Here is a 13,161-nt window from a genome sequence, read left to right as displayed (position 1 = left end):
CGGCGGAGCGAGGGGCACGGGGGCGGCCGGGGTCAGCCCTTGACTGCCCCGGTGAGCATGCCCTTCTTGAAGTGCCGCTGGACGAAGGGCGAGAGGACCGCCACCGGCAGCAGCGCCATCACCATGACGGCCATCTGGATGGCGAGCGGCGACAGTTGGCCGGTGTTGATCTGTGTGGCGAGTCCGACGGGACGCTCCTGCTTCTGCACCAGCTGGATCATGACGTTCTGGAGCGGCATCATGTCCTGGTCGGTCAGGTAGATGGAGGCGTTGAACCAGGCGCTCCAGTAGCCGACCGCGTAGAACAGCGAGATCACCGCGAGGACCGCGCGGGAGAGCGGCATCACGATCTGCCACAGGACGCGCCACTCGCCGGCGCCGTCGATGCGGGCGCTGTCGACGAGTTCGGGCGAGATGCCCATGAAGAACGCGCGCAGCACCAGGATGTTGAAGACGCTGACCGCGCTGGGGAGGATCAGCGCAAGGTAGCTGTCGGTGAGGCCGAGGGCCTGCACCAGCAGATAGGTGGGGATGAGTCCGGCGCCGAAGAACATCGTGGCGAGCAGCAGCATCAGGAACCAGCGGTGGCCGAGCGACCCGATGCGTGAGAGCCCGTAGGCGCACAGGACCGAGACCGCCATGCTGAACAGGGTGCCGACCAGGGTCACGCCGACGCTGACGAGCGCGGCGCGCTGCACCTGGCCGCCGGTGAGCAGCTCCTGGTAGGCGATGAAGGTGACGCCCTTGGGGATGACCACCAGGCCGCCCGCCGCGTCGATGGTCTTCTTCGACTGGAGGCTGGTGACGATGACGATCCAGAGCGGGAAGAGGATCGCGAGGGCGGCCAGGGTGAGGATCAGCCCCTTGCCCGCGAGGCCGGCCTTCGACGGCTCCTCCTCCCAGGGCGGCCGGGGCGGCGCCGACCAGCGGCCGGGTTTGTCACGCGGTTCGTACGTCACGGCGGTCATTTCTTGTACACCCCCTGCTCACCCATGAGATGGGCGACCTTGTTGGCGGTCAGGACGAGCCCCAGGCCGACGACACCCTTGACGAGTCCGGCGGCTGCCGCGTATCCGAAGTCCTGGTTGCGGATGCCGTTCCACCACACGTAGGTGTCGAGGACCTCGGAGGCGCCGGGGCCCACCGAGTCGCGCTGGAGCAGGAGTTGCTCGAAGCCGACGGTGAGCGCGTCGCCGACACGCAGGACCAGGAGCAGGGCGATCACCGGGCGCAGGGCGGGCAGCGTGACGTGCCACATCCGCCGCCAGCGCCCGGCTCCGTCCATGGCGGCGGCCTCGTACAGGTCGGGCGAGACGGCCGACAGGGCCGCGAGGAAGACGATGATGCCCCAGCCCGCGTCCTTCCAGACGCCCTCGGCCGTCACCAGGAACTTGAAGATCCCCGGGTCGGTCATCAGGTCGATGCCCTGGTGCCCGTGTTGGCGCAGGGTCTGCGCGATGATGCCCGCCCCGCCGAAGATCTGCTGGAAGACGGTGACGACGAGGACCCAGGAGAAGAAGTGCGGGAGGTACATGACCGCCTGGGCGACCGCCCGGACCCGGGGCCTGACCACGCTGTTGATGAGCAGCGCGAGCAGGACCGGGATCGGGAAGTACAGCACCAGTTGGAGGAAGAACAGCACGAAGGTGTTCTGGACGGCGTGCCAGAAGGCCGAGTCCGCGAAGATCCGCTGGAAGTTCTCCAGGCCGGTCCAGGGGCTCTCGAACATCGCGACGAAGCCGTTGTCGCTCAGATACGGGTCGTAGTCCTGGAAGGCGACGACATTGCCCAGGACCGGTATGTAGGTGAAGACGAGGACCAACGCGACAGCCGGCAGGGTCATCAGGATCAGGGTGCGGTCGCGTCGGAACCGCAGCCGGAAGCTCAGCTTTCCGGCGCCCTGTCCGGTCCGCCGGCCTGCCCTCCGCCGGGCGGCGCGCCCTGCGGCGCGGTCCGGCGGACTCCCGTCCGGGCTCCTCTTGCCCGCCTGTGCCCCGGCCCTGCTCCGAGGCACCGTGCTGTTCGACACGGCCTTCTCCTTGCCTCAGCCCTGGGTCACTTGGCCGCGGAGCCGTTGTCGTCGAGCAGCTTCTTGTACCAGGCGCGCAGGTCGTCGCCGCCCTTCTGCTTCCAGTCCGCGACGGCCTGCTGCATGTCGCCGACCTTCTTGCGGCCCCGGACGATGTCGTCCTCCAGCTGCTCGAAGTCGTTGGCGAGGTTGGTCCACCGGTTGGGCTCGGTGATCGTCAGGCCGTAGAAGGAGGACTTCTTGGTGAAGGCGCCCATGCGCTGCTGCCACTCGACCTGGAGCTTGGCGATCTCCGGCAGATCGGGGTGGGCGAGGTAGGCGGCCGGGTCACCGGTGTAGTCGTAGGCGCCGTTGACCTCGTTGGTGCCCTTGGTGGTCTTGGTGGGGAGGCCGTCCTTGAGCGTGTAGTCGGTGCCTTCGACGCCGTACACCGTGAGCATGTACTCCTTGGTGCCGTACGGCGCCGCGCAGAAGTCGGCGAGCGCGAGGAAGTCCTTGATCTGCCGCTTGGACGCCTTCTTGCTGACGAAGGTGAAGATGCCCGCGGGCTGGGTGGCCCAGAGCGTGGGGTCACCGCCGTCGGGGCCGAAGATGTCGAACGCGCCCATCTCGAAGTCCGTCTTCTGGGTGCGCTGTTCGGCCGTCGAGCCGTACCAGTAGGACAGGTCGCCGTTGAAGACGAGGGACTGGCCCGCGGTGAATCGGTTGGACGCGTCACCCTTGACGGCCCGGGCGTCGGGGTGGACGACGCCCGCCGCGTACAGCTTGCGCGTCCACTCCAGGGCTTCGAGGTACTCGTCGGTCTCGATCCGGTTGACCAGCTTGCCGTCCCGGAGGTCCCACCACAGCGCCTTGTCACTGCCGTTGAGGACGCCGTAGATGTTGAAGGCCGTCCACTTGAGGTCGTCGCAGGCCCACACCTTGGCCTTGGCGTCGGTGGCCTCCTTCGCCCAGGACAGGAACTCGTCGGGCGACTTGGGCAGGGTGTAGCCCTTCTTGGCGAAGATGTCCTTGCGGTAGAAGGGCGCGATGTTCGTGACGTAGGAGGCCGGCATCGGGATCGCGCGCAACTGGCCGCCGAAGATGGAACGCTGCCAGGCGTCGGTCGGTACGGCCGCGAGGTTCGGATAGTCCTTGACCTTGTCGCCGGACAGGTACGGCCCGAGGTCGGCGAACTTGGCGTTGATGGCGCTGGGTATCTTGCCGTTCAGGTTCCAGCCCGGGACGACCACCACGTCCGGGATGTCGCTGGAGGCGAGGATCGCGCCCAGCTTCTCGTCGTAGGTGTTGCCGTCCTGGTTCTGCCAGGTGGCCCTGACGCCGATGGCCTCGTTCATGGCCGTGTAGTACGCGTTGTCGCCGGCCGGCGGGCTGCCCCAGAACGGCGACATGATCTTCAGGTCGCTGCCGCCGCCCAGCTTCTTCGGGACGGACGTCTTCAGCGCGGTCAGGTCGATCGCCGCGGTGAAGCCCGCCGCCGATCCGTTCTTCGACGGAAGGTCGGGCGTGACGACGCTCGACGCCACGAACGTCGGAAGGATCTTCTGGGCGTCCTTCCCCGAGGTGGTGCCGTCCTTCTTGCCGTCCTGTCCGCCGCCGCAGGCGGCGAGCAGGGGCATTCCGCCGGCCACGGCGGCCGCTGCGACCGCCGTGGAGGCGAGGAAGCTTCTCCGGCTGGGGGCGGAGGTGGCGGAGTTCGGCGTCATTGCGTCAACCCTTCATGGCGCACAGCAGGACACCCGGCGGTGGGGCCGTCGGCTGCGGTGTCTTGAGTGGATCCGGCTGAGCCGAAGCGGTCATCGGAGGACTGTGCCCTCCGAGAGGGAAGCCCCACAGTCGAAGCGCTTCGATGTTGCTGCGAGGTTAAGTGAACGCCTGGGGGTGCACAAGGGTCGATCCCAAGATTCCTCGGAGGGGTCACCCAACCAGGCTCTTCCGCCTGGCACTTGACATCACTGCCGGGAAACGGAGTTGTTGCGCCCGGGTGTCTTGACACCCACCCCTCGTTCGATCGAGCATCGAAGCGCTTCGAAAGTGCCTCTCGCCGCTCCATCGCAAAGGGATCGCCACGTGACCGCACAGACGCCACCCATGCCGCCTTTCCGCGACGCGAGCCTGCCGTTCGCGAAGCGCATCGACGACCTGCTGGCGCGGCTCACCCTCGACGAACGGATCGCGTTCCTGCACCAGTTCGCGCCCGCCGTGGAGCGACTCGGGGTGCGGGCCTTCCGCACCGGCCAGGAGGCGCTGCACGGGGTCGCCTGGATGGGTCCGGCGACGGTGTTCCCGCAGGCCGTCGGGCTCGGCGCGACCTGGAACGAAGCTCTCGTGCGCCGGATCGGCGAGGCCGTCTCCGCGGAGGTCCGCGCGATGCGCGCCCTCGACGACCGCGTGGGCCTCAACGTCTGGTCCCCCACGGTCAATCTGCTCCGCCACCCGCTGTGGGGCCGCAACGAGGAGGGCTACTCGGAGGACCCGGGGCTCACCTCCGCCATCGCCACCGCGTACACCCGCGGGCTGCGCGGCGGCCATCCGGCCTATTGGCGTACGGCGCCCGTCCTCAAGCACTGGCTCGCGCACAACAACGAGACGAGCAGGGACACTTCGTCCTCGTCCGTCCGCCCGCGCGTGCTGCACGAGTACGATCTGCGCGCCTTCCGCGAGACCGTCGAGGCCGGCGCGGTCGCCGGCGTGATGCCCGCGTACAACCTGGTCAACGGCCGCCCCAACCACGTCTCGCCGTATCTGCGCGAGCACCTGCGCACCTGGACCGGCCAGGAGATGCTGGTGTGCTCGGACGCGGGCGCGCCCTCCAACCTGGTCGACTCCGAGCACTATTTCGACACCCACGAGGAGGCCACCGCCGCGGCGCTCCGCGCCGGCGTCGACAGCTTCACCGACCACGGCACGGACGGCTCGCGGATCGCCGAGCGCGTCCGGGGCGCCCTGGAGCGGGGCCTGCTGAGCGAGGCCGACATCGACGCGGCGGTCCGCCGCCAGCTCTCCGTGCGCTTCCGGCTGGGCGAGTTCGACCCGCACCTCGACCCGTACGCCGACACCAAGGACTTCGACACGCCCGCCCACCGCGCACTCGCCCGGGAGGCAGCGGAGCAGGCGGTCGTCCTCCTCAAGAACGACGGTCTGCTGCCGCTCGGCCCCGGCGTCCGCGTCGCCGTCGTCGGCCTGCTCGCCGACGAGTGCAAGCTCGACTGGTACAGCGGCACGCTGATCCACCGCTCGACCCCGCTGGAGGGCCTGTACGAGCGCTTCGGCGCCGAGCGCGTGGACTTCGCCGAGGGCGTGGACCGCGTACGCCTGCGGACGTCGTCCGGCGGGTACCTCGCGGTGCCCGCCGACGACGGCGGGTCCGGTGGGACGCGCGGGGCCGAAGGCGCCCTCGACCCGGCCCTGCTCGCGGGCCGCACGGACCTGCACCCGCTGACGGCCGACACCGTCGGCACCGAGCTGGCGCTGATCGACTGGGGCGAGGGCGTCCTCACCCTGCGGGCCCCCGACGGCCGGTTCCTCTCGGTCGCCGACGACGGCTTCGTCCGCGCCTCCGCCGACCAGCCGGGCGGCTGGGTCGTCCAGGAGACCTTCCGCCTGGAACCCTCCGCATCCCATGAGAACGGCCACCTCCTGAAGCACCTGGGGACGGGCAGGTACGTCTCTGTCGCCGCCGACGGCGTGAAGGTTGCCGAGGAGGAGCCCGGGAACGCCGAGATCTTCGAGCTGGAGTTCGGCGAGCGCGGCGAGGACGCGGTGGCCCGGGCCGCCGCCTCGGCCGACGTGGTCGTCGTCGTCGCGGGCAACGACCCGCACATCAACGGCCGTGAGACCGAGGACCGTACGACGCTGCGGCTGCCCGCTCATCAGGAGCGGTTGCTGCGCGCCGCCCGCGCGGCGAACCCGGACACGGCGCTGGCCCTGGTCTCCGCCTACCCGTACGCGGTCGACCACGCCGAGCTGCCCGCCGTGCTGTGGACCGCGCACGGCGGCCAGGCGGCCGGCACCGCGCTGGCCCGCGTCCTCGCCGGTGACGTCTCACCCGCGGGCCGCCTCCCGCAGACCTGGTACGCCGGGGACGACGACCTGCCCCGCCTGTTCGACTACGACGTGATCGGCAGCCGGCAGACCTATCTCTACTTCGAGGGCACTCCCCTGTTCCCCTTCGGACACGGCCTGTCGTACGCCTCGTTCGCCTACGCGGATCTCCAGGTCGGGCGGAACGCCGACGCGTTGACGGTCTCCTGCACCGTCACCAACACCTCGGCGGTGACCGCCGACGAGGTGGTCCAGCTCTACACCCGCGCGGTCGCCCCGTCCGTGCCCCGCCCGCGCCGCGAGCTGGCGGGACACCACAGGTTCCGGCTCGCTCCTGGCGCCTCGACGGTGATCTCTTTCGAACTCCCCCTCTCGGACCTCGAGTTCTGGGACGTGGCGCACGGCCGCCGACGCCTGGAGGCGGGCGCGTACGAGCTGCTGGTCGGCGCGTCCAGCGAGGACATCCGGCTCAGCGCGACCGTCGAGCTCGAGGGCGAGCCGGGTGCGCCCCGCCCGGTCCGCGAACGCGGCCTGGACGCGGCCGACTTCGACGAACAGCGGGACACCGTCATCGTCGACCGTACGAAGACGGCGGGCGACGCGGTGACCCCGGTGGACGGCGGCACGGGCGAACTCGTCTACCGGGGCTGCGACTTCGGCGAGGGCGCCACTCGGATCACCGCAGAGGCGGCGGGCGAGGGTGTCGTGGAACTCTCCCTGAACGGCGGCCCGCCGGTCGCCGAACTCCCGCGGGTCGCGACGCGGGGGGCCTACGACTACCGCACCGTCGCCACGGCGTTCAGCGCCGACGGTGTGCACGACGTCCACCTCAGACTGCGCGGCCCAATACGGCTCGCGCACGTCGGCTTCTCCGGCTGAGGGTCCGGAGGAGGCGGCGCAGGGGTCCGGCACCGGAAGGCATCGGTGCCGGGCCCCTTCATCGGTGACGTTATCTGAAAACGATTGTCACTAGACATGCCGTTTTCGGTCATGTCCCGGCATGCCGACGGCCGAAGCCTTGCTGTGGCGCGACGGCCGGAGCCTTCCCGCGACGGGGTCAGGTCCCGATACGCCGACGGCCCGAGCCCCCGCACAGCGGGCTCGGGCCGTCGGCTTCGGGAAGGTCCGCCGTCAGAGGGCAAGACCCGTGAGCACCAGCACACGCTCGTAGGTGTAGTCGTCCATCGCGAACTTGACGCCCTCGCGGCCGACACCGGACTGCTTCGCACCGCCGTACGGCATCTGGTCGGCGCGGTAGGACGGCACGTCGCCGATCACGACACCGCCCACCTCCAGCGCGCGGTGGGCACGGAAGGCGGTCTGCAGGTCGTGCGTGAACACACCTGTCTGCAGGCCGTACTTGGAGTTGTTGGCGGCGGCGAACGCGGCGGCCTCGCCCTCCACCCTCTGCACGGTGAGGACCGGCCCGAAGACCTCCTCGCAGGAGATCGTGACATCGGCCGGCACGTCGGCGAGCACGGTCGGCGCGTAGGAGGCACCGTCCCGCTTGCCGCCGGTGAGCAGCGTGGCGCCGGCCGCGACGGCCTCGTCCACCCAGGACTCGACGCGCTGGGCGGCGGCCTCGCTGACCAGCGGGCCGACGTCCGTCGTGTCGTCGGACGGGTCGCCGGTGACCTGCGCCTCGACGGCGGCGACGATGCGCGGCAGCAGCCGCTCGTACACCGACGCGTCCGCGATCACGCGCTGCACCGAGATGCAGGACTGGCCGCCCTGGTAGTTGGAGAAGGTCGCGATGCGGGTCGCGGCCCAGTCCAGGTCCGCGTCGCTCGCGAAGTCGGCGAGGACGACGGCCGCGCCGTTGCCGCCCAGCTCCAGGGTGCAGTGCTTGCGCGGCACCGAGTCCATGATCGCGTAACCGACCGTCTCGGACCCGGTGAAGGAGATGACCGGAAGCCGCTCGTCCTGGACCAGGGCGGGCATCCGCTCGTTGGCGACCGGCAGGATGCTCCACGAACCGGCCGGAAGGTCGGTCTCCGCCAGCAGGTCACCGATGATCAGTCCGGAGAGCGGGGTCGCGGGCGCCGGCTTCAGGATGATCGGGGCACCCGCGGCGATGGCCGGGGCGACCTTGTGGGCGCACAGGTTCAGCGGGAAGTTGAAGGGCGCGATACCGAGGACGACACCCTTGGGGAAGCGGCGCGTGAGGGCGAGCCGGCCCTGACCGCCCGCGTCGGTGTCGAGGCGCTGGGCCTCGCCGCCGTTGAAACGGCGGGCCTCCTCCGCGGCGAACCGGAACACGGACACCGCGCGGCCGACCTCGCCACGGGCCCACTTGATCGGCTTGCCGTTCTCGGCGGAGATGAGCTGCGCGATCTCCTCGGTGCGCTCGGCGAGGCGGCGCGAGACGTGATCGAGGGCGGCGGCGCGCACGTGGGCCGGCGTGGCGGCGAACTCGTCCCGCACGGCGTGGGCCGCGGCCACGGCCTCCTCGACCTGCGCCTCGGTGGGCACGCTGACCTGACCGACGACCCGGCCGTCCCACGGCGAGGTGACGTCGAACGTGGTCTCACCGGTGGCCTGGCGGCCGGCGAGCCAGAAGGCGTGGGGGGAAGTCATGTGCGAGTCCCGGCCCTTCCATGTCGAGGGGTGTTTCTGGTGGTCTTGCGCTTTCCCGTCCACGGTAGGGCCGGGACCACCGCGGGTCGTTTGTCCGGCGCGTAGCAGTCGGGGAGCGGGGTACGCCGGATTGGCCTGATCGCCCGGTGATCCGTATCCGAAGGCCGGGGTCGCCGTGTCCCGTGCCGAGCGCCTCGCCCCTGTCCTAGCCGGCCAGGGTTCAGGAATGCGTCCGCGGCGGGCCGGGCTCACTCCCCCGGTGCGGTCGTGGCCTTCAGGGCCAGCCAGAGTTCCATGCGGACGTCCGCGTCGTCGAGTGAGCGTCCGAGGATCTCCTCGACCCTGCGCATCCGGTAGCGCAGTGTGTGCCGGTGCACCCCCAGGTCGGCGGCCGCCGCGTCCCACTGGCCGTGGCGCGACAGCCAGGCCCGCAGCGAGGCGACCAGGTCTCCGCGTCCGGTGGCGTCGTGTTCGTGGAGCGCCCGCAGGAGCCCGTCCGCGAAGGCCCGCACCGCGTCGTCCGCGAGCAGCGGCAGCACGGACCCGGCGGCCAGCTCCTCGTGCTCGACGAGGAACCGGCCCCGCCGCCGGGCGACGGACAGGGCCTGTTCGGCCTGCTTGTAGGCGGCACGGGCGGCGATCGGACCGGCGGGTGCCGAGAGCCCGACGACGAGTTCGTCCTCGTCCCCGGTGGCCCCGGCGGGCTGCTCGCGCGGGGCGGTCCGCGCCGCCTCCAGCACCACGGCGTAGTCCCCGCAGGCGGCGACCGCGGCGCCCCCGTCCACGGCGAGGACGACCAGCCGCTCCCCGTCGGGCACGACGAGCACGGACTCCCCGGCACGCGCGGCGGCGGATTCGACGACCTCGGCGAGGCCGCCCAGCGGATCGCCGTTGACGTCGGGCACGGCGACCGGGGTCTTCGCGGGCGCGGCGGCCCCCACGCGCGCGTGCCCGTCGGCGTGCGCCCGCCCGGCCGAGGCGGACACCGACTCGGCGATGATCAGCCGGAAGGGCGCGTCGAGCAGTTCGCCGTAGAGGTCACCGGCGACGGCCCGGGCGTGGTCGGGTTCCCCGGCGAGCAGCATTCCGAGCACGGCCGCCCCGATCCGCTGCTCGGCGGCGTGCAGGGATCGCGACCGCTCGGTGGTGAGCGTCAGCAGGGCGATCGCCGAGTGCACGGCGTAACGCTCGGCGGTGCCGAGGGCTCCGGCGGTCCCGACGGCGAGCGCGGCGCGCGGCCTGCGTCCCGTTCCGAGGGAGTGGAGTTCGACGCGGTCCTCCCCGCCCACCACCGAGCTCGCGGGCGCCGGCCGCTCCCGCAGCCGCTCCACGTCCGGGGTGAGCCGCGCGGCGCGGCGGCCCGCCCAGTCCGGCGCGGTGGCGACGACGGCGCCGGACGCGTCGTAGAGCGCCGCCCATCCGTCGACCTGTCCGGCGAGCGCGGCGAGCAGTCCCTCCGGCCCGTCGCTCAGCGCCTGTTTGGTGAGTTCGCGCTGTGCCGCGAATCCGGCGGTGACGGCCCGGTACTGATCCGCCGCGATGGCGGCGGACACCGCCTTGCTGATGGCGAGGAAGGGGGTGCGCCGGGGCACTTCGAGGAGGGGCAGCCCCTCCTCCTCGGCCGCGTCGACGAGCGCCTTCGGGATCTCCTCGTAGTTGACCCCGACGGCGAAGCCCAGCCCGACGACTCCGGCACCGGCCAGCCGCTTCACATAGCGCCGCATGACCTCGGGATCGTCCGCGTCCAGCTTGAGCGCGGTGATCAGCAGCAGTTCCCCGCCCTCCATGTACGGCACGGGGTCCGCGAGCTCACTGACGTGTGCCCAGCGGACGGGCACGTCCAGGCGCTCCTCGCCCGCGCGCACCGTGAGCTTGAGCGCGGAGTGGTGGACGAGCGAGGCGAGCGTGGGGGGCATGAGGCCTTCAGGTCTGTGTGATCTCTGTGATCTTTTGTCCGCCGCGTATGAACGGCCTGTGTCGATTCTGCCTCACCGTACGGTCGCCGCGTGTGGTCCTGTCCATACGTCCTGGTCAGCGGGTCCCGGTGTCCACGCGTCCCGTCGGCGAGGTCCCGGGAGGCGGGACCGACCGCCCGGCGGCGCGTTCCGACCGGCTCCGTTCAGCCCCGCAGGTCCACCAGCAGCGGGGGCGCGTGCTCGCCCTTCACGCTGGTCAGCGACAGCACCGCGTGCCCCGGCGGCACCCCGTGGGCCAGTTCGGACGCGGACCAGCGCTCCCGCTCGACCTGACGCACGGTGACGGCCCGCGCGGTCGGCGCGTTGCCGGTGATCACCCGGCGCAGCATGTGCACGGCCTTGCCGGCGGGCGTCTCGGCGATGATCTGCCGGTCGGTGACGTCACGCGCCTCGATCCATTCCTTGCCCCAGACCTCGGCGAAGTCCTGCCCGTCCCAGGGGGTGAGCCCGGACAGGGCCATCCGGCAGCCGATGGCCCCGAGCAGCGGGCTGCGCAGCGGCCGGGGGGCGTCGTCGAGGGTGCGCAGCGTCAGGACCGCTCCCGCGTTGCCGGACCGCAGCCGCTGGATGCCCCGTACGGCCTCGGGGGTCACGACGCCGCTCGCGTCGTCGAGGACGAGGCAGGCGAACAGCGACCGGTCCTCGCGTACCGCGACGCTGGCCGTGAACTGCGCGAGCACCAGCCGCGCGAGAATCCGGGAGGCGTCGGCGTGGCCGCGGGCCGGCAGATCGATCCGGACCCGCACCGGATGGTCGAGGGCGCGCAGTGAGAAGGGCCGCGACTGCCCCGAGGTGTCGAAGAAGCCGGCGAACGCCGGCCGGTCGAGCAGCGCGACCCGGTCGGCGAGCACCTCTCCGACGTCCCCCGGGTGCCCCAACTGCCGCTCGCGGGCGTCGAGTTCCCGCAGCAGCGATTCCTGGCCGGTGTCCTCGAGGCCGCTGCGGAGCGCGCCGAGGGGTCCGGGGGCTCCGTCGAGCAGCTGCCGCAGCTCGGGCACGGACGGGAACCTGCCGTGGACGGCCTGGAAGGGCCCGAGCAGCTGGGCGAGCACGGTGGTGGACCGCCGGCTGTCGCCGCCGGGGTGCGGGTCGGCGAGATCACCGACGAGTGCCTCGGCGAGCACGGCCGCGGCCTCGTCGGGGTCGGTGGTACCGCCGTACAGGTCCAGGTCGTACACGGACTCGGGATTCCCGATCCGTACGACCACGTCGTACGCGTCGACGGGCCCGAGCCCGGCGCCCGCCGCACCGACCACGACCACGGCGGCCCGCCCGGCGAGGGCGTGCAGGCACAGCGACTCGGCGAGCGGCCAGACGACGCTGCCGGTCTTGCCGGATCCGGGGGGCCCGACGGCGAGCAGCGAGGTGCCCAGCAGCTCGGGTCCGAGGGCGAGTCCGGTGCCGCGGTAGGCGTAGGGATTGCGCGCGTCGTCGGCGGTCGTGCCGAGCCGTACCTGCCCGGTGACGAGGTCGTGGCGCGCGAGCCGCCCGGGCAGGTCGCGCTCCCCGGAAGGGTGCAGGCAGGCGGCGGAGCCGTCCTTCAGCACCGCCCCGGTGAAGGTGGCGAGGCTGTGCCGCCCGCTGCGTACGCCCTGCCAGGCCCGCGCGATCCGGGCGTGGTCGACGTCGCGCATCAGTCCGGAGCGGGCCTCGGCGGCGAGCCGGTCGGCGGCGTCGACACCACCGGCCGCGCGGAGCTGGTTCCACTGGACGGGGTCGTCCTCGGGGGCGGGCGGGCGTTCGCTCACCGGCGCGGCCCGCCGCCACGCGGGAAGCCCCCAGCGGCGCCAGACCTCACTCCAACGGCCCAGACGCCCGACGCCGATCATGATGATGAGGGCGATCAGCGTGTAGTAGCCGTACCAGAGGAAGAACGCGCTTCCGACACGGTCGTCGCTGTGCCGCCAGGAGTCCGGGGTGAACAGTTCGAGGGGCAGGACCCACCAGCCCCCCAGGTAGCCGTTCCACAGCAGTGACCAGATCAGCCATCCCACGAGGAAGGCGATCACGGCACCGCTCAGCAGCTGCCGGGCCGGAATCCGCTCGGGCTCCTCCTCCGGGCGCGGCCGGTGCCCGAACCGCCACACGCCGAGTGCCGCGTCCGGCCGGGGCGCGCGCACCCAGTCCACGAACGCCGACCCGTCGGGCAGCGGAGGCACCCCGGGCGCCCGTGCGGGCCGGGGCGGAGCGGACGGCGGTCCCGGCGCCGCCGCCCCGTCCGGCGGCCCTGCCGGACGCGGCACAGGATTGGCATGTGTGCCCCGCGCGTCCTGGGTCCCGTCGCTGTCCATCGCCCTTGCCCCCTGACCAGCCGATCCGTGCGTCGTCCGCGAGTCAATCTAGTGCCCCTGCGGGGCGAGTTCACCGTTTACGCGGCCGGGCCCGCTCCGGGGCCGGAGCGGGCGGTCCTCCGCCCCTCTATGTCCACCGCGGACAACCGATTCCTCCGACAACGCCCACATGGAGCATGCCGACCCCCCGCCCTCGGCCCTAGCCTGCGAAGAAAGAAGGCAAGCGTCCGAAAACACCCCCGCC

At 71.8% G+C, this 13,161-nt stretch carries 7 protein-coding genes; 1 reads left to right on the top strand and 6 read right to left on the bottom strand.

The window, feature by feature from the left end; genetic code table 11:
• Positions 1-32: 32 nt before the first annotated feature.
• The 3 genes from OG788_RS32110 to OG788_RS32100 are packed head-to-tail and all read right to left on the bottom strand — an operon-like array spanning position 33 to position 3,735.
• Positions 33-968, bottom strand: a complete 936-nt coding sequence (locus OG788_RS32110; RefSeq protein WP_406374709.1) for a carbohydrate ABC transporter permease — start codon at positions 966-968, stop codon at positions 33-35.
• Positions 965-2,029: an ABC transporter permease subunit gene (locus tag OG788_RS32105; protein WP_356752471.1), complete on the bottom strand. Its 1,065-nt coding sequence runs from the start codon at positions 2,027-2,029 to the stop codon at positions 965-967. The genes OG788_RS32110 and OG788_RS32105 overlap by 4 nt, the downstream gene beginning before the upstream one ends.
• Positions 2,030-2,055: 26 nt before the next feature.
• Positions 2,056-3,735: a Tat pathway signal sequence domain protein gene (locus OG788_RS32100; RefSeq protein ID WP_406374708.1), complete on the bottom strand. Its 1,680-nt coding sequence runs from the start codon at positions 3,733-3,735 to the stop codon at positions 2,056-2,058.
• A 364-nt stretch (positions 3,736-4,099) separates the two neighbouring features.
• On the opposite strand from OG788_RS32100, the gene OG788_RS32095 reads away from it, so the two are divergent.
• The gene (locus tag OG788_RS32095) at positions 4,100-6,952 is read left to right on the top strand and encodes a glycoside hydrolase family 3 C-terminal domain-containing protein (RefSeq protein WP_406374707.1); all 2,853 of its coding nucleotides are present in this window, start codon (positions 4,100-4,102) and stop codon (positions 6,950-6,952) included.
• 252 nt (positions 6,953-7,204) lie between these two features.
• Here OG788_RS32095 and OG788_RS32090 read toward each other — a convergent pair whose 3' ends face one another.
• The 3 genes from OG788_RS32090 to OG788_RS32080 all read right to left on the bottom strand — a co-directional run bounded on the left by OG788_RS32090 (position 7,205) and on the right by OG788_RS32080 (position 12,917).
• Entirely contained in the window at positions 7,205-8,650 is a 1,446-nt protein-coding gene (locus tag OG788_RS32090; RefSeq protein ID WP_406374706.1) for an aldehyde dehydrogenase family protein, read from the bottom strand.
• Between the two features lie 248 nt (positions 8,651-8,898).
• Positions 8,899-10,566, bottom strand: coding sequence for a PucR family transcriptional regulator (locus OG788_RS32085; RefSeq protein WP_406374705.1), 1,668 nt, complete (start codon positions 10,564-10,566; stop codon positions 8,899-8,901).
• A gap of 203 nt (positions 10,567-10,769) precedes the next feature.
• Positions 10,770-12,917: an ATP-binding protein gene (locus OG788_RS32080; protein ID WP_406374704.1), complete on the bottom strand. Its 2,148-nt coding sequence runs from the start codon at positions 12,915-12,917 to the stop codon at positions 10,770-10,772.
• Positions 12,918-13,161: the final 244 nt, after the last annotated feature.

The sequence above is a fragment of the Streptomyces sp. NBC_00647 genome (assembly GCF_045207245.1).
Classification (GTDB): Bacteria; Actinomycetota; Actinomycetes; order Streptomycetales; family Streptomycetaceae; genus Streptomyces.
This window is presented reverse-complemented; position numbering and strand designations above follow the sequence as displayed.

Excerpts from the sequence above, each read along its gene's own strand:
- OG788_RS32110 (WP_406374709.1), bottom strand. The coding sequence starts at position 968 with ATGACCGCCGTGACGTACGAACCGCGTGACAAACCCGGCCGCTGGTCG.
- OG788_RS32100 (WP_406374708.1), bottom strand. The coding sequence starts at position 3,735 with ATGACGCCGAACTCCGCCACCTCCGCCCCCAGCCGGAGAAGCTTCCTC.
- OG788_RS32090 (WP_406374706.1), bottom strand. The coding sequence starts at position 8,650 with ATGACTTCCCCCCACGCCTTCTGGCTCGCCGGCCGCCAGGCCACCGGT.
- OG788_RS32085 (WP_406374705.1), bottom strand. The coding sequence starts at position 10,566 with ATGCCCCCCACGCTCGCCTCGCTCGTCCACCACTCCGCGCTCAAGCTC.
- OG788_RS32080 (WP_406374704.1), bottom strand. The coding sequence starts at position 12,917 with ATGGACAGCGACGGGACCCAGGACGCGCGGGGCACACATGCCAATCCT.